The organism is Actinophytocola sediminis (assembly GCF_054779715.1).
The window spans coordinates 26808-46219 of the sequence record NZ_BAAGXS010000018.1 but is presented as its reverse complement, the minus strand read 5'-3'; the positions used below and the strand labels follow the sequence as shown (position 1 = coordinate 46219).

The following is a 19412-nucleotide window of genomic DNA, read 5'->3' as shown; positions in this document are numbered from 1 at the left end:
CGACACACGACTCAGGAGTCAGGCGTCAGTTGCAGCACATGAACCCCGTAGGGCGGCAGAGTCAGCTGATCGACCGGCTCGTCGGCCGCCAGCTCGGTCAGCTTGCCCTCGACGGCCGGGCGAACGTCCAGCGCCGACGGCGACTGGCTGACCAGCCAGACGAACCGGCGGCCGTCGGCGTGGGTCAGCGAACCCGCGTGTACCAACGGATCGGCCACGGTCACCGGACGCCGCACACCCGCCACCGACGCGAGCGCGTCGTAGATGGCGTGGGTCGGCTCCGGGTTGACCATCGGCAGGGCCGCGGCCAGGTGTTCCAGCGGATAGGTGCACAGCACGACCCGGCCGGCGCCGGTGCGGCGCTCGAGCAGCACCGGCCGGTCGTGCTGGTCGACCGCGACGACCTCGGCGCCCGCCGGGCGCACCGGCAGGTAGGCGCGGGAGTTCTCGTCACCGCCGACGCGGAAGGTCAGCTCGGTGCCACTGGTCAGCGGCCCGAGGTCGCGCACGAAGCGGACGGTCACCTCGTCGTCGGCGATCGGGTCGACCAGGCCGTAGCGCAGTTGGTGCTCGACGCCGAACATCCCGTTGAGGTCGGCGTACCAGGGGCCGCGCTGCACCCCGTTGCCGCCAGGGCTGTAGGAGACGTACACGACCGCGCCGGCGTCGGCGGCGTGCGCGAGCACCCGCCAGGCCGGGGCGGTGAGCTGTTTGGCCGACGGCACAAGGTAGAGCGGCAGTCCGGGAGTGATCCCGTCGTGCTCGCGCACCAACGTCACCGGCAGGTCGGCCGCGCGGGTGGCCACATAGCTCTGGCGCAGCACCTGGAAGATGTAGCCGCGGTCGGAGTCCTCGGTGAACGGGTACGCGTGCTCCAAATAGGACGGCACGATCAGCCCGACCTGGCCGGGTGGCCTGGCACACCGGGGAAAGTCGACCTGGTCGAGCACCGCCGCGAAGTCCCGGAACTCCTCCAGCTGCGGCTTGGGCCTGCCCCGGGCGTCGGTGACGCCGAAGTGCATCTCGAACGCGTGGTGGCGGTAGGGGTCCTGGTCGTAGAGGTCGTCGTAGTCGGTGTTGTTCCAGGCGATCCAGCCGGTCGAGCCGGCCAGCAGGGTGTTGTGCAGGATCTGCCGGTAGTAGTGGCGCGCGTGTTCGGCGGAGACGAAGTTGTCGGTGACCCCGAACTCCTCCAGCACCACCGGTTTTCCCGATCCGGCGGCCGTGCCGGCCAGCTCGCAGACGAACGCGGCGGACAGGTGCTGGCGGGTGACGTCGTTCTCCATGCGGTAGACGTGCGGGCCGACGAAGTCGGTGCGCTGGGCCAGTTCGCGCACGGAGAACCCGTTGTCCACCCCGGTGACCTCGATGCCCCACGCGCCGTCGCCGATGGACACCGGCTGGGTGCCGCCGCCGGCGCGCACCGCCTGGACCATCAGCTCGGCCCACGGCGTGACCTGCTCGCGGGTGGCCGGTTCGCCGTAGATGGGCATCTCGTTGGAGATCAGCCAGCCGGCGACCGCGTCGTGGTCGCGGAAGCGCGCGGTCATCTCCCGGACGAACCACGCCTGGCGGGCCACCAGCCAGACGTCGGTGTAGAGGTCGCGGCCCTGCCGCCACGACGGATCCCAGTTCTCCCCGGACATGTGGCCGACCAGGAACGTCGGCACGGTGCACATGCCGGCCTCGAGGTGGCGGTCGAGGAAGTCGGCGTACCTGGCGACCATGTCCTCGTCGATCCGGTCGGGTGCCGGCATGAAGTCGGGCCAGTAGAAGAACGAGCGGGTGAGGTTCATCCCGTGGTCGCGCAGGACACGCAGTTCCTGGCGGATCAGGTCGGCATCGTAGCGGCGCCACATCAACGGACCGCCCGCCCGGGACCAGAAGTTCGCGCCCAGCCACGGTCGGCCACCGGTCAGAAGCATCATCGCCTCCAGCTATTCGCGCGCGTTCACTGAACCGGATCAGCGGGGGTGAGTTCCGACGGGCGAATGGCCACACCATACGCGGTGACTTGTTCAGAACACCAGACTTTCCTCATCGGTTGAGACTGCTTAACGTTCAGTGAAGCGGTTAAGTACAGCTCTTCGCGATCACGAAGCGGCGCAGGGAATCGGCACGTTCCGCTGCCACCGGCACACCGGCTCGGTCAGTATTGGCTGATCGGCAGAGGGAGCAGAGATGAGTCAACCGTGGGGGATATCCGGACCGGGTTTCCTGTGGCTCTACGGCGGCGCGCTGGTAATCGCGCTGGCCGTGGCGCTTGGCGTGCGGGCGCGGGCGCGGCGGCCACAACTGGTCGAGCAGCCGCCGGAGCTTGATCTGGAGTCGGTCGCGTATCTGGCCGGTGGCGCCCGGCGGGTGCTCGAGCTGGCGATCGCACGGCTGATCGAGGACGGCGCGGTGCGGGCCAACCGTGGCGGCACCATCCGGGCGGTCCGGGACGCGACGGCGTGGGATCCGCTTGGCGACGCGATCCTCAAGAAGCTCGGCCGGGGCTCCCCCAACATCAACACGTTGATCCGGTCGGTCCGCGCGACCAAGCACCTCGACCAGGTGTCCGCCGCGCTGGCCGCCTTCCAGCTGGTGCTCACGCCGAAGGCGGCGGCCAGGGCCAACCGGCTCGCCCGGCTCTGGCTGTTCCTGCTGTTGTTCGTCGGCGTGGCGCGCTTCGTCAACGGGATCATCGAACTCCAGCCGGTCGGGTTCCTGATGATCCAGCTCGTGGTGACCGTGATGGTGCTCATCGTGCTGAGCAACCGCCGGATCCGGCCGCGTACGGTGCATGGTGACCGTGCTCTTGACCAGGCGCGGGCGGGTATCACCGACGGCGTCGAGCTGGTCGCGCTCGGCGGCCTCGCGGCGTTCCCGGACGACGACGTCCGCGGCGCGCTCGGCCCGGTCGTCACCGGGTCGGTGGCGACCGCCTCGTGGAGCTACGGCGCCGGGACGTACGCCAGCTGCGGGGGAACGTCCTCCTGCGGCGGGTCCAGCGGCGGTGGCGGGTCGAGTTGTGGCGGTGGTGGCGGCGGCGGTGGTTGTGGCGGCGGAGGTGGCGGATGAACCGGCTCGGGGTCGGCATCGGGTGGCGCGCGGAGATCGACCTGACGGTAGAACGGTTGCCGGGGGTCGACTTCGTCGAGGTGCTCGCCGAGAACGTGACCCCGGACCCGTTGCCGGAGTCGCTGCGGGTGTTGCGCGGGCGGGGGATGCCGGTGGTGGCGCACGCGGTGTCGCTGTCGCTGGGTGGTGCCGAGCCGGTGGACGCCGGGCGGGTCGCGCATCTGGCGGCCGTCGCCGAGGCGGTGTCCGCGCCGCTGGTCAGTGAGCACGTGGCGTTCACCGGGGCGGGTGGGCTGGACTCCGGGCATCTGCTGCCGGTGCCCAGGACCAGGGAAGCGCTGGCGGTGTTGGTGGCCAATGTGCGGGCCGTGCGCCAGGACCTGCCGGTGCCGTTGGCGTTGGAGAACATCGCGGCGCTGCTGGACTGGCCGGACGCGGAGCTGTCCGAGGGCCAGTTCCTGGCCGAGCTGGTCGAGCGCACGGACTGTTGGCTGTTGGTCGACGTGGCGAACCTGTACGCGAACGCGGTCAACCTGGGCACCGACCCTGGCCGGTTCCTCGACGAGATCCCGGTGGAGCGCCTGGCCTACGTGCACGTGGCGGGCGGCGTCCGGCACGACGGCGTCTACCACGACACCCACGCGCACGCCGTCGCCCAGGAGGTCCTGGACGTGCTGGCCGACCTGTGCACCCGCGTGACCCCACCAGGTGTCCTCCTGGAACGCGACGACGACTACCCGACCGACGCCGAGCTCGCCGCCGAACTGGCCGCGATCCGCGCGGTCGTCGAACCGCGGTGAAGGGTCCCTTCGCTGCGGTGTGGGCCGGTAGGTGGGGGCGTGGGTGAGCGGGAGCGATTGGGGCGGGAGCAGGCGGCGTTGGTGCGGGCGTTGTTGGCCGGTGGGGCGGTGCCGGCGGGGTTCGATCCGGAGCGGGTGCGGATCGAGGCGCGGGCGCTGCACGCCAAGCGCCGAGGGATCGCCGAGCGGCTGCGGCCCGATCTCGTCGAGGCGCTCGGGGAACGGTTCGGGCCGCTGTTCGACGAGTGGGCCGCCGACCGGCCCCGGCGGTCCGGGGTCTCCTTCCGCGCCGATCTCGAGGAGTTCGCCGCCTGGCTCACCGAAACCGGCCACCTTCGCCGGCCGAAGCGCCGCTGGTGGACCCGCTTCGCCACCGACCGGTGAAAGCCCTGAATGCCTCATTGCGGACGTTCAGCGTCCCGAATGAGGCATTCAGGGCATTGTCCTGATGTCGTGGTCGCGTTCTGGGGCGGCGAATGCCAGTAGCCGGGCGCCTTCCTCCTCGACCTCCGCGATGTCCACAGTGGACAGCCGGCGGAACGGTGTCACGGTCAGGCGCGCGGTACGGTCGTCGTCGTCGATCGACCAGGTCGCGGCCACGGTGCCGTCGACGAGCACGGTGGCGGCGACCCCGGAGCCGACACACACCCGCGCGCGGACCTCGTCGGTCATCATCCGAGTGCGGTCGGCGTAGGCGAGCAGCGGTGCGTCGAACTCCGGCAGGAACCGCACCGGTGCTGGCAGGTCGGCCGGCGGCAGCGTCGCCGCCGGGTCGTCGAACAGCTCGCGGCCGGACTCGTCCTGGTAGACCCGCAGGCTCGGGCGCAGCTCCGCGAACACGTCCCGCAACCCGCTCACCCCCGACCACGCCCGCGCGTCGGCGACCGTCGCCGGGCCGAAGGCCGCCAGGTAGCGGCGAACCAGCTCCGACAGGTCGGCCAGCGCACCCACCCCGGTCCACTCCGCACTGGCGAACGGCGTCGCGCCGTAGACGTTCCAGGTGCCGCTTGGCGCCGGGTGCACCACCGGCTCCAGGTACTGCACACTCCACCCGAGCGCACCGGTCTCCTTGACCGGGAACCGTTTGGCCAGCTCCCGGCCGAGCTCCGGGCGGGTGAGCACCGCGCCGTCGGCAAGCAGTTCCCTGGCCGCGACGACCAACGCGTCCAGGTCGACGCCCTCGGTGCGCCTGCCGAACGCGTTGCGCCGCGCCCGACTCAGCAACGGCGCCACCGCGGGACGCAGCAGCCGGAAGTCCGCGACGGTGACCACGTGCTGGGTGGCGCGCATGAGCACCGAGCGGACGAGCACCCGGTCGGTGATCGACGCGGTCAGGTCCGCGAGCGCGAACCGGGACAGCCGGGTCCACAGGGCGAGGTAGGGCAGGTTCGGGCTCTGCGCGTTCAGCCCGAGCAACCGCTCGACCGCGTCGACGACCGGCAGGTCCACCCGCGCCAGCAGCAGTTGCCGGGACAGCACCGACCGGTTGAGCACCCGGGAACTGATCACCGGGTGTCCCCGTCCGGCGCGCCGAGCACCGGGCCGGTCGGCGGCAGGTCGTCGGTCAGGTCGGCCAGCCACGGGTGTTCGTTGCCCGGTCCGCGCGGGGTCGGCTCGACGGGTTCCTCGTAGCCGGTCTCGGTCGGCGCCATCCTGGCGCGGCCGTTGCGGAAGCCCCGGTAGGGCCGCACCGGCTCCGGCTCGAGCAGCCCCCGCCGGTCCGGCGGCAGGTAGAGCGGGTTGCGGCCGAACCTCCTGGCGATCCAGTCGATCACCGCCATGTCGTGCGCCCGCTCGGCGTCGGCCAACTCGGCACGCTGCCGCTGCCACGCCCTGCTGAACCGGCCGGGTCGCCTGGCTCCCATACCCCAACCGTACATTGAGGTCCATGGCGAACGAGCGAATTCTGGTGACCGGCAGCGCCGGGCACCTCGGCGAGGCCCTGGTCCGGGTGCTGACCGCGCATGGCCACGACGTCGTCGGCCTGGACATCCTGGAATCACCGCACACCACCGTAGTCGGCGACGTCGCCGACCGGGACGTGATACGCGCCTGCCTGCCCGGCGTCGGCACCGTGCTACACACCGCGACCCTGCACAAGCCGCACGTCGGCTCGCACGGTCGACAGTCCTTTGTCGACACCAACGTCACCGGCACCCTGGCGCTGCTGGAGGAGTCGGCGGCTGCCGGCGTCGGCAGCTTCGTGTTCACCAGCACCACCAGCACTTTCGGCCGCGCGCTCACCCCGCGCACCGGCGAGCCGGCCGCATGGATCACCGAGGACGTCGTGCCGATCCCGCGCAACATCTACGGCGTCACCAAGACCGCCGCCGAGAACCTGTGCGAGCTGGCGCACCGCGACCTCGGCCTGCCGGTGGTCATCCTGCGCACGTCCCGGTTCTTCCCCGAGGCAGACGACCGCGACGAGGTCCGCACCGCCTACGCCGACGACAACACCAAGGCCACCGAGTACCTCTACCGCCGTGTCGACCTCCAGGACGTCGCCGACGCCCACCTGCTGGCCGCCCGGCGCGCGCCGGACATCGGCTTCGACCGGTTCATCATCAGCGCCACCACCCCGTTCACCCAGGCCGACCTGCCGGCGCTGCACCGCGACGCGCCGGCGGTGGTGGCCGGGTTGTTCCCCGAGCAGCCCGCCGAGTACGCCCGCCGCGGCTGGCGGATGTTCGACCGGCTCGACCGGGTCTATGTCAACACCCGCGCCCGCGAGGTCCTCGGCTGGCAGCCGCACTACGACTTCGCCACCGTGCTCGACCTGTTGCGCGCGGACGAGGACTTCCGCAGTCCCCTGGCCAGAACGGTCGGCGCCAAGGGCTACCACGCCGTGCCGACCGGCCCGTACACCGTCACCTAGAGCCATCCTCGACCGGATGTCGAGCCGCGCGCCCAATCCTCCGACGGAGCCGGCAACCATCCAGTCACGAGGTGACATCCATGCGTACCAGGGTGATCGCGTCCATCATCACCTTCATCGCCGTCTTCGGCCTCCTCACCCCGGGGGTCGCGCAGGCGGCCGACTGCGGGACGACCACGGTCGACCAGTGGGTCGGCACCCACACCGGGACCCTCACCGCCGACCCCTTCACCGAGCCCATGAAGGTCGTGATCGAGAAGGAGGGCTCGTCCGGCCTGAAGATCACCACGATCCTCGAGGAAAGGGCTGACCCGGTCCTGACCCCGACCGGGACACCCGCCATCAACGGGGAGATCTACGACATCTGGTGGTCGGTGATCCCGGTGGAGCCGGTCTACCACTTCGCGAGTAGCGAGCTCAGCTGTGCCAACGGCGTCGTGACGGGCTTCAGCGGCATCGAGTACACCTGGCTCCCCGGGTGGGGGATGTACATCGTCGCGACGTTCGAGCTGTCCCGGAGTGCCTAGAACCGGGTCCACTCCGTGCGTACCTGACGGCCGTCCGGAGTACTGACCCGTAAGCAGCACAGGCCACTTGGCCGAGGCCGGACCACGAACCAACCGACGTCGTCCGCCTCGGCCGAGCTGGTCTCGCCGTCCCGGCTGTGCATCTCCACCGTGCCCCGCTGCGGCGGCACGAGCTGCCCGGACAACGCGTCCGGCGCCACCTCCAGCTCGATGGTCAGCTCGGTGGTGACGAACGTGAGCGCCCGCCGATCCGCCGACCCGGCCCGCGAACCGGCCAACGGCGTGCACGACGCCGAGTCGTAGATCAGTCCGGCCAGCTCACCGTCCACCGTGCGCCACGCGAACGCCGCCTTGCCGATCTCCACCAACCGGTGGGGCACCGCGCTCCTGGCCCGCACCGCGGCCCCGAGATCGGCGAGCAACCCCTCATCGTCCTGCCACCTGGTCATCATCGTCCGCCCGTCGGGCTGGCGTCCATCAGCGCCGCCACCGCCGGGCTCTCCCGGACCTTGTCCAGGCAGCGCATCCGGGTGGGGCCGATGCCGCCAACGGTCATCCCCAGTTCGTCCGCGATCTGCCGGTAGGGCGTCGGCGGCTCGCCGAACACCAGCGACAGCAGCCGCCGGCAACGCTGCGACAGCTCCGCGAACGCGGCCCGCAGCGCGATATGCCGTTCCTGCTCGAGCAACCACTCGTCGGACACCGCCTGGGTGCCCTCCTCGGTGAGCCGCTCGTCGTCGAGCAACACGTGGCGGTTGCGCGACTGCTGCACCCGCAGGCACTCCCGCGCGGTGGTGGTCGCGATCCAGCCCGGCAGCGCGGCCGGCTCGCGGATCGTGTCGAGCCGTTCCACCAGCCGCAGCCACACGCTCGCCGCCACGTCCTCGGCGTCCCCGCCGATGAGCCGGAAGCGCCGGCACACCGACCAGACCAGCGGGCTGAACCGCTCGACGAGCTGGTCCCACGCGGCCTGCTCCCCCTGCCGCGCCCGGTCGACCAGCTCGTAGACCGCCTCAGTCGGCGACATGGCGGTGGACTCCGGAATCGGGCGCGTCGAGCAACCGCGCGAAGGCCTCCCGCGCGCCGACGCGCCCGGGCACCATCCGCGCCGCGATCTTCCCGCTCACCGACGCGGTCGCGAACGAGGACCCGCCCCACAGCGCGTAACCGTCGAAGATGGTCAGCCCCGGTGGGTCGGTGAGCACCACCTTGCCCGTCAGGTAGGCGCTGACCAGCTCGCCCTGGGCGGTGCAGGTGACCCACGGCAGGTTGGGGGTCAACCCGCTGTCCCACGCGCCGACCGCGACCACCCCCTCCTCGGCCGCCGGCCAGACCGGCAGCTTCCTGGCCGAGTTGTTGGCCTCGCCCCGGTTGCCGGCCGAGGCGATCACCAGGGTGTCCGGCCCGAGCCGGGCGAGCGCCCTGGCGAACAGCAGCGGCACCTCACCGTCGAGGGTTCGGCTGCCCAGCGAGAGGTTGACGATGTCGTAGCCGGCGTCGGCCAGCTCGACCAGCGCCTTGGCCACCGCCCACGCGCTGGCCCGCCCGTCGGCGCTGTCCAGCACGCCGACCGCCCGCAGGTGCGCGGCGGAGGCCTCGCCGCGGATCAGCCCGGCGACGAAGGTGCCGTGTCCGGCGCGCTTGGGGTGCTCGATGGTCCCGGCGTACATGGTGCTGGCCGACACCACCGTGTCCGGCAGGTCGGCGTGCGCGGTGACCGGCGTGTCGAGCAGCGCGACCCGCACGCCGTCGCCGAGGCCCTGCATCGGCCGGTGGGGGCGGTTCGCGGGGATCGGGTCGTCGGTCGCCTTGCTCTGCGGCGTGCCGACGACGGTCATCCTGCCCTTGCCGGTCGGCGGCGCCCAGTTGCCGTAGTCGCGGCGGATCCTGGCCCGCACCACGGAGGTCAGCACGTCGAACCGGTAGTACCGGTGGTCGAGGTCGGCCGGTTCCGCGGCGGGGCCCTGCAGTTCCCGCCACTGCTCGAAGGTCGGCGGCGTCAGGCGCAGCGTCGGATCCCGCTCGCAGTCGGCGATGGCGGCCTCGGGGTAGGACTCGGCGATCTCGATGCCGCTCAGGCAGGCGAGACCCAGCCGGGCGGACACCTCCGGGGTGCCGGTCACGGTCACCCCGGGTTCGGCCACCAGCCTGGCCGTGACCAGGTCGACGTACTCCTGGTCGACGATGAACGTGGTCGGGTCGAATTCCGCGGTCGGATCGGTGGTCGACTTCGGCTCGGTCACGACGCCCCTCCCCTGGAGACTTCTGACGACAACTAACCGGAGCCGACTCATGGCCGGCTGATACATAAGTGTCCAAAAGAGGTGCGCGAAGTCGCGAGCGGGGGCCATCCTGTTCGGGTGGAACGTGCCAGCGCGGCTGATGCGGCCCGCGAGGCCATGCGTCGCGCGGACTTCGAGCCAGCGAAGGCGGTGCCGTTCGCGGCCAGGGTGGCCGCGCGCGCGGTGCGCGAGGGCGATCTGGCCGCCGCGGCCGTCGCCGAGCGCGCGTGGGGCCGGGCCTCCCTGCAGACCAAGCACGTCGACCGCGCGATCGAGCACCTGCGCCGCTCCATCGCGCACGCCCAGCGGATCGGGAACGCCGAGCTGGCAGGCGAAGCGCGGATCCCGCTGTCGGCGGCGCTGCTGCAGCGCGGGCGGCCGCGCCAGGCGTTGCGGGAGATCGACATCGCGGTGCGCGACCTCAACGGGGACGGGCACGCCAGGGCCAGGGGGCAGCGGGCCGACCTGCTGCGCCAGATCGGCCGCCTGGACGCCGGCCTGACCGAGTTCCAGGTGGCGATCCCGTTGCTGCGGGCCACCACCGACCTGGTGAGCCTGCAACGCACCCTGGTCAACCGGGGCATCCTGCACACCGAGCGGCACGAGTTCACCTCGGCGGAGGCCGACCTGCGCGAGGCCGACCGGCTGGCCAAGCAGCTTGGCCGGCACCTCGCGGTCGGCATCATCGCGGAGAACCTCGGCTACCTGGAGACCCTGCGCGGCGACGTGCCGGCCGCGCTGGCCCACCTCGACCGGGCCGAACAGATCATCGGCGCGCTGGGTGGCCAGCTCGGCCCGGTCTACTCCGACCAGTGCGAGCTGCTGCTCTCCGCCGGGGTGCCGGCCGAGGCCCAGCTGGTCGCACACCGGGCGATCCGCGCGTTCGAACGCCAGCGGCGCAGGCTGATGGTGCCCGGCGCCCGGCTGTTCCTCGCCCAGGCGGCGTTCGCCGACGGGGACGTGCCGGCCGCGCTGGCCCATGCCCGCCGCGCGCGCCGGGAGTTCGCCAGGCAGCACCGCACCGAGTGGGCCGCGCTCGCGCACCTGGTGGTGGTGCGCGCCGAGCTGGCCACCCCGGCCGGCACCCGGATCACCACCAGCGCGTTGACCGCCATGGTCGACACGCTCGTGGCCGCCGGCTGGCCGGCCGCCGCGCTGGAGGCCAGGCTGGTCGCCGCCAGGATCAGCGGCCCGCGTGGGCGTACCGCCGAACGCGGCGCACACCTGGCGCTGGCCGCGGAGGCCAGGCGCGGCGGGCCGGCGACGTTGCGGGCGCGCGGCTGGTACGCCGAGGCGCTGACCCGCGCCGGGGACGACCGAGGTGTCGCCAGGGCGGTCCGCGCCGGCCTGCGGGTACTCGACGAGCACGCCGCGGCGCTGGGCGCGACCGACCTGCGGGTGCACTCGGCAACCCACCGCGCCGAGCTGAGCGAGCTAGGCCTGCGGCTCGCGCTGCGCCGCGGCCGGGCGGGCGGCGTGCTGGAGTGGGCCGAACGCGGGCGCGCCGGCCGGTTCATGCACCGGGCCGTGCTGCCGGCCGAGGACCCGGTGCTCGCCGACCTGCTCGCCCAGCTGCGGGCCACCGCCGCCGAGATCGACCGAGGCCGGGGCGGGCTGATGGCCAGGCGGGTGGCGTTGGAGCGGCGCATCCGGCACCACTGCCGGCTGCACCCGCCGCAGTCCGGCGGGCAGCCGGGTGAGCCGGTGCGCGCCGGCACGCTCGGCGACGCGCTCGGCAGCCGCGCGCTGGTGGAGTTCGCGCAGCTGAACGGAACCCTCTACGCGGTGACCATGGTGGACCGGCGGATGCGGTTGCGCCAGCTCGGTTCCGCCGAGGTCGCGGGCGGGTTGGTCGAGCGGATGCCGTTCGCGTTGCAGCGGCTGGTCCGGGGTGCCGGCGCGTCCTGCTCGGCGGCCGGCACGCTGCTGGCCGACGCGGCCAGGCGCCTGGACGAGGTGTTGTTGGCGCCGCTGCCCGAGCTCGCCGGCCGGCCACTGGTGGTGGTGCCCACCGGCGCGTTGCACTGTGTGCCGTGGTCGGTGCTGCCGTCCTGCGCCGACCGGCCGGTCACCGTGTCGCCGTCGGCCACGTTGTGGCACACGGCATCCAGCGAGCCGATCATCCCGCGCGGCCGGGTGATGGCGGCCGCGGGCCCCGGCCTGTCCGGCGCCCGCGCGGAGGCCGCCGTGGTGGCCGCGATCCACGGCCGCACCGCCCTGCTCGACGGCGCGGCGACCGCCGACGCGGTGCTGGCCGAGCTGGCCACCGCCGACATCGCCCACCTCGCCGCGCACGGCGACCTGGCCCCGGACAACCCGCTGTTCTCCAGGCTGCGGCTGCACGACGGCCCGCTGGTGACCTACGACATCGAGCGCCTGCCCCGAGTCCCGCACACGGTGGTGCTCGCCTCCTGCGACAGCGGGCGTTCGCTGGTGTGCACCGGCGACGAGCTGCTCGGCCTGAGCGCGGCGTTCATCGCCAAGGGGGCCGCGCAGCTGGTCGCCTCGGTCGTGCCGATCCCCGACCTGGAGACCGCGCCGCTGATGGTCGAGCTGCACCGGGGTCTGGCCGCCGGACTGTCCGCGCCGGTCGCGCTCTCGTTGGCACAGCGGGAGATCCGCGACCGGGGACCGGCCGACCTCGCCGCCGCAGCCGGGTTCGTGAGTCTCGGCGGCGAACGCGACACCTTCGCACCCCGGCCGGCACAGTCACTGGTCGCCGCGGCGACCGGCCGGCCGACCGTGGCCGAACACTGGTAATCCCACCTTCGGCCCCGTCGGCTCAGTCGCTGGCCGCCGCCGTTGCCGGGCGGCCGCGCGTGGCCGAACTCTGGTAATCGGTGTAGGTGTAAGGGTTGTCGAGCACCTTGCTCTCCGGGATCGCCGGGTGCATGCCCCGCGCCCACTCCTGTTCACCCAGCTCGGCTCGCAGGTGGGCGACGGTGTCCGCGACCTCCCGGCGCGCCGCGGCCAGGTCGGCGTCCACCAGCCGGTGCTCGTGCTTGACCACCCGGCCGTTCACCACCACCGTGTGCACATCCCCCCGCTGGGCCTGGAACGCCACGTGCCCGTAGGGGTTGAGCAGCGGGAAGGACACCGGCGAGTGCTCGTTCCTGATCAACACCACATCCGCCTTCTTGCCCACCGCAAGGGATCCGAGGTCCGACCGGCCCAGCGCCGCCGCGCCGCCCCTGGTCGCCCACTCGACGACCTGGTCGGCGCGCAGCCGGCACTCGGTGACCGTCTCGCCGTTGGCGTGCGCCTCCAGGTGACAGCGCGACCGGTCGGCACCCAGCGTGGTCCGCATGGCGCTGAACAGGTCGCCGCTCCACCACACGCTGGTGTCCATCGACAGCGACACCGGGATGCCGTGTTCGCGGATCGCCCACGTGGGCGGGTAGCCCTGGCCCGCGCTCTGCTCGCTCTCGGTGGACACCGAGATCGAGCCGCCGGTGGCCGCGATCCGGTGGTAGGAGTCGGCCGACAGCGACGCGGCGTGCACGTAGATCGTGTCCTGGCCCATGAACCCGTTGTCGTACATCAGCCGGATGCCGTCGTCGCTGGTCGCGCCCCACACGCCGGCGTGGGTGGTGACCGGGAGGCCGAGTTCGCGGGCCACCTCGAAGGCGGGCCTCTCCGGGAACGACGGGTCGCCGGTGACGTCGAAGGCCAGTTGGATGCCGAGCAGGTCGTCGCCGGTGTGGTGGCGGTCGACGAACGCGCGGAACTCCGGTGTGGCGGTCCATTCCGCCGGCGGCTGCTGGATGTTGCCGTAGGCCAGGACGAACCGGCCGGGCACCGAGCGCAGCGCGTCGACGGCCGCCTCGGCGTGCTCGACGGTCTGCAGGCCGTGGGACCAGTCGACGACCGTGGTCACCCCGGCGTCGATGGCCTCCAGCGCGGCCACCAGGTTGCCGGCGTGGATGTCCTGCGGGCGGAACCGCCGGCCGTGCTCCAGGTAGTACCAGACGAAGTACTGGGTCAGCGTCCAGTCGGCGCCGTAGCCGCGCATCGCGGTCTGCCACATGTGCCGGTGGGTGTCGATCATGCCGGGCATGACGATGCCGCCGGCCGCGTCGATCTCCACCGTGCCGTCGGGGACGGCCAGCGCGGGACCGACCCCGGCGATCCGGTCGCCGACCACCAGGACGTCGGTGTCGGCGAGCACCTGACGGGTGTCGTCCATGGGCAGCACGGTGCCGCCGCGGAACACGAGGGGCCGTCCTGGGGCGATCTCGGTCATCGATGACTCCTCGTGCCATATTCGGACTACTGTCCGCCTGGCGGCTACTCTGGTCCGCGGGCACGGGGAAGTCAATGGTTGCGCCGACAAGGAGTCGCAGATGCCACGAGCAGGCACCGGACCGGATTTCATCGAGGCGCTGGCCCGTGGGCTCGAGGTGATCGCCGCCTTCCGGCCCAACCGGCCGGCGATGTCGCTGGCCGACATCGCCACCGCGACCGGCCTGGCCCGGCCCACCGCGCGGCGCATCCTGCTGACGCTGGCCGAGCTTGGCTACGTGCGCGTCGAGGGGTCCGGCTACACGCTCACCCCGCGGGTGCTCGAGCTCGGCGTGGCCTACGTCCGCTCGCTCGGCCTGTGGGACGTCGCCCGGCCGCACCTGACCCGGCTGTCCGAGCGCACCGCCGAGTCCTGCTCGGTCGCCCAGCTCGACGGCTCGGACATCGTCTACGTCGCCAGGGTCGCGGTGCCCAAGATCGTGGAGCTCACCGTGCAGATCGGCACCCGGTTCCCGGCACTGCAGACCTCGCTGGGCAAGGTGCTGCTCGCCGCGCTGTGCGACGAGGAGGTCGACGCCGTGCTCGCCGAGCCGAGCCGCGCCGGCCTCACCCCGCGCTGGCAGCCCGACCTGCGGGAGCGCGCGGCAGAGCTGCGGGAGGTCCGGGCGCGCGGCTGGGCGCTGACCGACGGCCAGCTCGCCCTGGGCATCCGCTCGGTGGCCGCCCCGCTGCGCGACGGCGACGGCCGGGTGATCGCCGCGGTGAACGTCAACAGCCAGGCCGCCGAGACCTCGCTGGACCACCTCGTCGAGCACCACCTGCCGCTGCTGCTGCACGCCGCGGGCGAGATCAGCGCCGACTTCGCCCGGCTGGCGACCGTGCCGCACACGGTCCGGTCTTGACCGTCGTGCCAGAATCGCCGTTACGGACACCTGTCCGTGATACGGACGGAGGCCTATCATCGGACCGCTCGACGGCGTGCTGGTCGCCGACTTCTCCCGCATTCTCGCCGGCCCGTACGCCACCATGTTGCTGGCCGACCTCGGCGCGGAGGTGGTCAAGGTCGAAGGCCGGCAGGGCGACGACACCCGCTCCTGGACCCCACCGGTGCGCGACGGCGTGTCGACCTACTACCTGGGCATCAACCGGGGCAAGCGGTCGATCGCGCTCGACCTGCGGGAGCCGGCGGACGCCACCGCCGCCAGGGAGCTCGCCGCCCGCGCGGACGTGCTGATCGAGAACTTCAAGCCGGGCGGGCTGGACCGCTACGGCCTGGACTTCGAGTCGGTGCGCGCGGCCAACCCTGGCGTGGTGTACGCCTCGATCAGCGGCTTCGGCACCGGCCCAGGGCGGCACGTGCCCGGCTACGACCTGATGGTGCAGGCGATCTCCGGGCTGATGAGCCTGACCGGCGACCCCGACGGCCCGCCCTATCGGGCCGGGATCTCGGTGTTCGACGTGATGGCCGGCAACCACGCGGTGATCGGCATCCTGGCCGCGCTGCGGCACCGGGACGCCACCGGGCAGGGCCAGCACGTCGAGGTGAACCTGTTGTCCTCGGCGCTGACCGGCCTGGTCAACCACAGTTCGGCGTATGCCGCCGGCGGCGTGGTGCCCTACCGGATGGGCAACGCGCACCCGAGCGTCGTGCCCTACGAGCCGCTGCCGACCGCGGACAACGACCTGATCGTCGCCGCCGCCAACGACGCGCAGTTCCGCAAGCTGTGTGTGGTGCTCGGCCGCCCCGAGTTGGCCGACGACCCCCGGTTCGCCCGCAACGCCGACCGCACCGAGCACCGCGACCAACTGCGCCCGCTACTGGTGGAGCTGTTGGCCGAACGCGGTGCGGTGGAATGGTTCGACCTGCTCGTCGACGCCGGTGTCCCGTGTGGACCGATCAACACCATCGACGGCGGTTTCGCGATGGCCGACCGGTTCGGCCTGGACCCGGTGGTCGAGGTCGGCGACGGCGACCGGGCGATCCCCACCACCAGACACCCGATCCGCTTCTCCGAGACACCGGCGAGCTACCGGCTGCCCCCGCCGCGGCTAGACGAACACGGCGCCGAGCTGCGCGCCTGGCTGGCCGAGCCGAGGGAGGCCCGGCCGTGACCGCGCACCCGCCTGAACTGCGCGCCTGGCTCGCCGGACCAAGGGAGGCCAAGCCGTGACCGACCACCCGACCGAGTACCCGACCGCGCTCGGGGCGTCCACCCGGGAGCGGATCACGTTGCTCGGCAAGGATCTCGCCGACGACGTGATGGGCGAGGTCGGCTTCGGCGAGCTGGCGTTCTGGCTGGCCACCCAGCGCCGCCCGACCACCGGCGAGACCAGGGTGTTCGAGGCGGTACTCGCCGCGCTGGCCGACCACGGCTTCACCCCGACCGCGATCGTCACCCGGCTGACCTACCTGTCCGCGCCGGACTCGGTGCAGGGCGCGCTCGCCGCCGGCCTGCTCGGCGGCGGCTCCCGGTTCCTCGGCGTCACCGAGGACTGCGGCCGGTTCCTGCACGCCGCGCTGGCCGGCCGCCAGCCGCCGACCGACGAGTCCGGTTGGGACGACATCGCGCTGGAGGTGGTGACCGCGCAACGGGAAGCCGGCGAGTTCGTGCCGGGCCTCGGCCATCACGTGCACAAGGACGGCGACCCGCGCACCCCCCGGCTGTTCGCCATCGCGGCCGAGGAGGGGCTGGTCGGCCCGCACCTCGCGCTGTTCGCCGCCATCGGCCGGGTGCACCACCGGGTGCTCGGCCGGACCCTGCCGCTCAACGGGGCCGGCGTGTGCGGGGCCGCGCTTGCCGACCTCGGGCTGCCGCTGGAGTTGTTGCGCGGCTTCGCGTTGCTCGCGCGGACCGCCGGGCTGATCGGGCAGCTGGCCGAGGAGCTGCGCAACCCCGTCGGCAACGAGATCTTCCTGTCCGTCGACCTGAACAACCGGTCCGTACCGCCGGCGCCGTACGCACAAGGAGGTTCGCATGGCTGAGCTGGTCGCGGTGATCGCGTCCACGCACCATCCCTTCTACTACAAGGCAAGCACGGCCACCGGCGAGGACCGCCCGCCGTTCGCCGACGAGTGGGTACGCAAGGTCGAGGCGTTCCGGGAAACGCTGACCAGGGCGCGGCCAGACGTGCTGGTGATGGTCGGCTCGGACCACTTCCACCAGCTGTGGCTGGACAACATGCCGCAGTTCCTGGTCGGCAAGGCGCCGTTCTACGACGCCAACTGGTACAACGAGGAGCGCGAGTTCGGCCTGCCGCGAATGGTCATGCAGGGACAGGAGGACCTGTCCTCCTACGTGCTGCGCGAGGGCCTGGACGCCGGGTTCGACCTGGCGTTCTCCAACGAGCTGCGCATCGACCACTCGATCACCTGCCCGATCATCACCCTCCGGCCGCAGAACGACTTACCGATCGTTCCCGTCTACACCAACATCTTCGCCCCGCCGCTGCCGCAGCCGAAACGGTTCGTCCAACTGGGACAGACGCTGCGCGAGCTGGTCGAGTCCTGGCCGTCGGACCAACGGGTGGCGATCATCGGCACCGGACACCTGTCCCTGGAGCTCGGTGGGCCACGCCAGTTCGGCCCGCACGGCCCGGACCCGGAGTTCGACCGCCGCGCGGTGGAGTGGATCGCCGATGGCGACCTGGACGGCTGCCTGTCGGAGGTCACCCTGGACAGCCTGCACGCGCCGGGCAACGCCACCCACGGGTTCATGGACTTCATGCTGATGATGGGCGTGGCCGGCGAGGGCCGCAAAGCCGACTACGTGGACACCTACGACCTGTTCCACACCATGGAGGCCTACTTCACCTGGTACCCGGGCGGGAAATCATGAGCAAGTACCTACTCAACAAGTTTCTGTTCACTGTGGACCGTGATCCGGAGTTGGTCGAGCGCTACCGCGAGGATCCGGAGGAGACCGTGCGGTGGTGGGAGGAGTCCCAGGCCAACCGGATCCTCAACTGCCACGGCGCGGAGTCCTCGACCTGGCTGCGCTTCGAGGACACCGAACGCGCCGCACTGTCCACTCACGACTATCCGCGACTGTTCGAGCTCGGCGCGCACCCGTTCCTCACGCTGACGCTGTTCATCGCGATGTTCGAGCGCGACCACGACGGGCTCGGCTTCCAACTGGAGTACGCCAGGCGGCTGGACCGGTTCTCGCTGCCCTACCCGGACATCGCGACCTGATGCGCGCCGCCGTCCTGCACACCCCCGGCGAGCCACCGACGGTGGTCGACCGGGAGTTCCCGATGCCCGACCCCGACCAGACCCTGGTCCGGGTACTCGCCGCGCCGGTCACGCCGCTGGACCTGTTGTGCGCCAGCGGCACGTCCTACTTCGGCCGGCCACAGACGCCCTACGTGCCCGGCGTGCAGGGCGTCGGCGTGGTGGCCGACCAGCCGGTGTGGTTTCCCACCACGGCCGGCATGGCGCCCGGCGACGGCAGTATGGCCGAGGTGGTGGCGGTGCCGGCGACATCGGTGGTCGAGCTGCCGGCCGGCATCGACCCGCTGGCCTTCGCCGCGCTCGGGCTGTCCGCGGTGGCCGCGTTGCACGCGCTGACCGAGCGCGGTGGGCTCACCGCGGGCGAGCAGGTGATCGTGCTCGGTGCCGGTGGGGTGGTCGGGCAGGCGGCCGTCCGACTGGCCAGGCTCTACGGTGCCCGCCGGGTGATCGCCGGCGCCCGCTCACCCTCGGCCATGGCCCGCGCCTCGCTGGCGGGCGCGGACGTGGTGGTGCCCCTGGACGCCGACGACGTGCCGACCCTGGCGGCCCGGTTCGCCGAGGCGACCGACGGCCCGGCCGACCTGGTGATCGACCCATTGTTCGGCGCACCGGCGGCCGCGGCCGCCAAGGCGCTGCGCCATGGCGGCCGGTTGGTGAACCTCGGCTCGTCGGCGGCCGAGACGAGCCCTCTGGACTCGTCGACGATCCGCGGGAGATCCTTGCGAATACTGGGTTACACGAACAACGAGCTGTCCGACGAGCAGCGCGCGGCGGCCATCCGCGTGGTCGCCGGCCACGCCGCGACCGGCGACCTGTCCGTCAACTACGAACCGCTGCCACTGGCCGACATCGCCACCGCCTGGTCCCGCCAGGCGGCCGGCGCCCCCGCCGGCCGCATTGTCCTCACACCGTGATGGTGGTGTGCCGAACACCCACCGCGCCTACTCGACCATGCGCACCGCGCCGATGACCGTCCCGTCCGCTTCGAGGGCGGCGAAGGCGCAGACGAGGTAGTCACCGACCCGGACGGCCCGCTTCGCGCCGGGCAGTTTCTCGGCCACCCGGGAATCCAGCTCGGGGGCCCGCACCACCTCGTTCGCTCCCGCCACGGTGTACAGCGTGGATGGCCCCGGCTCGACCACCAGCACCGTCACCGCGTCGTCGTCGACGGCCAGCAGGCTCACCTCGGTCGTGTCGCGCAGGGCGTGCTCCCAGCGCCGGTGACCGTCCGAGGACGCGAGTACGCCGTTGCTCGTGGTCCGCTCACCCCTGGCGAAGTAGAGCATCCGGTCGTCCAGCAGTAGGTTCTTCGGCGGGTTCCCCGCGCCGCCCCCGGTGGCGACACTCTCGAGCGCGACACCATCGAGGCTGACGGGATCGGCGTGCCAGGCG

19 protein-coding genes are annotated in these 19412 nt (G+C 72.2%); 12 read left to right on the top strand and 7 right to left on the bottom strand.

Translation table 11 applies throughout. The features are described from left to right. Positions 1 to 11 precede the first annotated feature (11 nt). On the bottom strand, positions 12 to 1928 hold the full coding sequence (locus ACYVIP_RS10545) for a cellulase family glycosylhydrolase (RefSeq protein ID WP_460394659.1): 1917 nt from the start codon (positions 1926 to 1928) through the stop codon (positions 12 to 14). Between the two features lie 253 nt (positions 1929 to 2181). On the opposite strand from ACYVIP_RS10545, the gene ACYVIP_RS10540 reads away from it, so the two are divergent. Genes ACYVIP_RS10540 through ACYVIP_RS10530 form a run of 3 tightly spaced genes read left to right on the top strand, consistent with a single transcriptional unit; the run spans position 2182 to position 4247 of the window. Continuing rightward, positions 2182 to 3063, top strand: coding sequence for a TIGR04222 domain-containing membrane protein (locus ACYVIP_RS10540; RefSeq protein ID WP_460394657.1), 882 nt, complete (start codon positions 2182 to 2184; stop codon positions 3061 to 3063). Then, complete coding sequence (locus ACYVIP_RS10535) at positions 3060 to 3863, top strand: MbnB/TglH/ChrH family RiPP precursor modification enzyme (RefSeq protein WP_460394655.1); 804 nt, start codon at positions 3060 to 3062, stop codon at positions 3861 to 3863. The genes ACYVIP_RS10540 and ACYVIP_RS10535 overlap by 4 nt, the downstream gene beginning before the upstream one ends. Positions 3864 to 3902: 39 nt before the next feature. Next, positions 3903 to 4247, top strand: a complete 345-nt coding sequence (locus ACYVIP_RS10530; RefSeq protein ID WP_460394653.1) for a hypothetical protein — start codon at positions 3903 to 3905, stop codon at positions 4245 to 4247. 48 nt (positions 4248 to 4295) lie between these two features. On the opposite strand, the gene ACYVIP_RS10525 is transcribed toward ACYVIP_RS10530, so the two are convergent. Both ACYVIP_RS10525 and ACYVIP_RS10520 read right to left on the bottom strand, forming a co-directional pair. Beyond that, positions 4296 to 5372 carry a winged helix DNA-binding domain-containing protein gene (locus ACYVIP_RS10525; RefSeq protein ID WP_460394651.1) on the bottom strand — a complete coding sequence of 359 codons (1077 nt, stop codon included), beginning with the start codon at positions 5370 to 5372 and terminating at the stop codon, positions 4296 to 4298. Beyond that, positions 5369 to 5728, bottom strand: a complete 360-nt coding sequence (locus ACYVIP_RS10520) for a hypothetical protein (RefSeq protein WP_460394650.1) — start codon at positions 5726 to 5728, stop codon at positions 5369 to 5371. Before ACYVIP_RS10520 ends, ACYVIP_RS10525 begins: the two co-directional genes overlap by 4 nt. 23 nt (positions 5729 to 5751) lie before the next feature. Between ACYVIP_RS10520 and ACYVIP_RS10515 the strand changes: the two genes are divergently transcribed. Together ACYVIP_RS10515 and ACYVIP_RS10510 are read left to right on the top strand one after the other, a co-directional pair. Further along, positions 5752 to 6738, top strand: a complete 987-nt coding sequence (locus ACYVIP_RS10515) for an NAD-dependent epimerase/dehydratase family protein (RefSeq protein WP_460394648.1) — start codon at positions 5752 to 5754, stop codon at positions 6736 to 6738. An 80-nt stretch (positions 6739 to 6818) separates the two neighbouring features. Continuing rightward, positions 6819 to 7265 (top strand): hypothetical protein, encoded by a 447-nt coding sequence (locus ACYVIP_RS10510; protein ID WP_460394646.1) that lies wholly within the window; start codon positions 6819 to 6821, stop codon positions 7263 to 7265. On the opposite strand, the gene ACYVIP_RS10505 is transcribed toward ACYVIP_RS10510, so the two are convergent. The 3 genes from ACYVIP_RS10505 to ACYVIP_RS10495 are packed head-to-tail and all read right to left on the bottom strand — an operon-like array spanning position 7262 to position 9508. Then, positions 7262 to 7714: a hypothetical protein gene (locus ACYVIP_RS10505; RefSeq protein ID WP_460394644.1), complete on the bottom strand. Its 453-nt coding sequence runs from the start codon at positions 7712 to 7714 to the stop codon at positions 7262 to 7264. The two genes, ACYVIP_RS10510 and ACYVIP_RS10505, sit on opposite strands and share 4 nt — an antisense overlap. Further along, on the bottom strand, positions 7714 to 8292 hold the full coding sequence (locus ACYVIP_RS10500) for an RNA polymerase sigma factor (protein WP_460394642.1): 579 nt from the start codon (positions 8290 to 8292) through the stop codon (positions 7714 to 7716). The genes ACYVIP_RS10505 and ACYVIP_RS10500 overlap by 1 nt, the downstream gene beginning before the upstream one ends. Next, entirely contained in the window at positions 8279 to 9508 is a 1230-nt protein-coding gene (locus ACYVIP_RS10495; protein ID WP_460394640.1) for a S8 family peptidase, read from the bottom strand. Before ACYVIP_RS10495 ends, ACYVIP_RS10500 begins: the two co-directional genes overlap by 14 nt. A 117-nt stretch (positions 9509 to 9625) precedes the next feature. Here ACYVIP_RS10495 and ACYVIP_RS10490 point away from each other — a divergent pair, with 117 nt between their 5' ends. Next, positions 9626 to 12307: a CHAT domain-containing protein gene (locus tag ACYVIP_RS10490; RefSeq protein ID WP_460394638.1), complete on the top strand. Its 2682-nt coding sequence runs from the start codon at positions 9626 to 9628 to the stop codon at positions 12305 to 12307. Between the two features lie 22 nt (positions 12308 to 12329). Here the strand turns inward: ACYVIP_RS10490 and ACYVIP_RS10485 are convergent, their stop codons facing one another. Further along, positions 12330 to 13790 carry an amidohydrolase family protein gene (locus ACYVIP_RS10485; protein ID WP_460394636.1) on the bottom strand — a complete coding sequence of 487 codons (1461 nt, stop codon included), beginning with the start codon at positions 13788 to 13790 and terminating at the stop codon, positions 12330 to 12332. A 100-nt stretch (positions 13791 to 13890) separates the two neighbouring features. Here ACYVIP_RS10485 and ACYVIP_RS10480 point away from each other — a divergent pair, with 100 nt between their 5' ends. The 6 genes from ACYVIP_RS10480 (at position 13891) to ACYVIP_RS10455 (ending at position 18934) form a co-directional block, all read left to right on the top strand. Then, complete coding sequence (locus tag ACYVIP_RS10480; RefSeq protein WP_460394634.1) at positions 13891 to 14691, top strand: IclR family transcriptional regulator domain-containing protein; 801 nt, start codon at positions 13891 to 13893, stop codon at positions 14689 to 14691. 76 nt (positions 14692 to 14767) lie between these two features. After that, positions 14768 to 15901 carry a CaiB/BaiF CoA transferase family protein gene (locus tag ACYVIP_RS10475; protein WP_460394632.1) on the top strand — a complete coding sequence of 378 codons (1134 nt, stop codon included), beginning with the start codon at positions 14768 to 14770 and terminating at the stop codon, positions 15899 to 15901. A 55-nt stretch (positions 15902 to 15956) separates the two neighbouring features. Beyond that, positions 15957 to 16772: a citryl-CoA lyase gene (locus tag ACYVIP_RS10470; RefSeq protein WP_460394630.1), complete on the top strand. Its 816-nt coding sequence runs from the start codon at positions 15957 to 15959 to the stop codon at positions 16770 to 16772. Then, a complete protein-coding gene (locus ACYVIP_RS10465) occupies positions 16765 to 17625 on the top strand; it encodes a DODA-type extradiol aromatic ring-opening family dioxygenase (RefSeq protein WP_460394628.1) in 861 nt (286 codons plus the stop codon). The genes ACYVIP_RS10470 and ACYVIP_RS10465 overlap by 8 nt, the downstream gene beginning before the upstream one ends. Then, complete coding sequence (locus tag ACYVIP_RS10460) at positions 17622 to 17981, top strand: hypothetical protein (protein WP_460394626.1); 360 nt, start codon at positions 17622 to 17624, stop codon at positions 17979 to 17981. The genes ACYVIP_RS10465 and ACYVIP_RS10460 overlap by 4 nt, the downstream gene beginning before the upstream one ends. After that, positions 17981 to 18934 (top strand): quinone oxidoreductase family protein, encoded by a 954-nt coding sequence (locus ACYVIP_RS10455; protein ID WP_460394624.1) that lies wholly within the window; start codon positions 17981 to 17983, stop codon positions 18932 to 18934. Before ACYVIP_RS10460 ends, ACYVIP_RS10455 begins: the two co-directional genes overlap by 1 nt. The last annotated feature ends 478 nt before the right edge of the window (positions 18935 to 19412 follow it).

Bases quoted from the DNA above. Each gene is read 5' to 3' on its own strand.
- ACYVIP_RS10455 (WP_460394624.1), top strand. From the start codon at position 17,981: ATGCGCGCCGCCGTCCTGCACACCCCCGGCGAGCCACCGACGGTGGTC.
- ACYVIP_RS10480 (WP_460394634.1), top strand. From the start codon at position 13,891: ATGCCACGAGCAGGCACCGGACCGGATTTCATCGAGGCGCTGGCCCGT.
- ACYVIP_RS10500 (WP_460394642.1), bottom strand. From the start codon at position 8,292: ATGTCGCCGACTGAGGCGGTCTACGAGCTGGTCGACCGGGCGCGGCAG.
- ACYVIP_RS10540 (WP_460394657.1), top strand. From the start codon at position 2,182: ATGAGTCAACCGTGGGGGATATCCGGACCGGGTTTCCTGTGGCTCTAC.
- ACYVIP_RS10485 (WP_460394636.1), bottom strand. From the start codon at position 13,790: ATGACCGAGATCGCCCCAGGACGGCCCCTCGTGTTCCGCGGCGGCACC.
- ACYVIP_RS10520 (WP_460394650.1), bottom strand. From the start codon at position 5,728: ATGGGAGCCAGGCGACCCGGCCGGTTCAGCAGGGCGTGGCAGCGGCAG.
- ACYVIP_RS10545 (WP_460394659.1), bottom strand. From the start codon at position 1,928: ATGATGCTTCTGACCGGTGGCCGACCGTGGCTGGGCGCGAACTTCTGG.
- ACYVIP_RS10460 (WP_460394626.1), top strand. From the start codon at position 17,622: ATGAGCAAGTACCTACTCAACAAGTTTCTGTTCACTGTGGACCGTGAT.
- ACYVIP_RS10510 (WP_460394646.1), top strand. From the start codon at position 6,819: ATGCGTACCAGGGTGATCGCGTCCATCATCACCTTCATCGCCGTCTTC.
- ACYVIP_RS10505 (WP_460394644.1), bottom strand. From the start codon at position 7,714: ATGACCAGGTGGCAGGACGATGAGGGGTTGCTCGCCGATCTCGGGGCC.
- ACYVIP_RS10515 (WP_460394648.1), top strand. From the start codon at position 5,752: ATGGCGAACGAGCGAATTCTGGTGACCGGCAGCGCCGGGCACCTCGGC.
- ACYVIP_RS10465 (WP_460394628.1), top strand. From the start codon at position 16,765: ATGGCTGAGCTGGTCGCGGTGATCGCGTCCACGCACCATCCCTTCTAC.
- ACYVIP_RS10535 (WP_460394655.1), top strand. From the start codon at position 3,060: ATGAACCGGCTCGGGGTCGGCATCGGGTGGCGCGCGGAGATCGACCTG.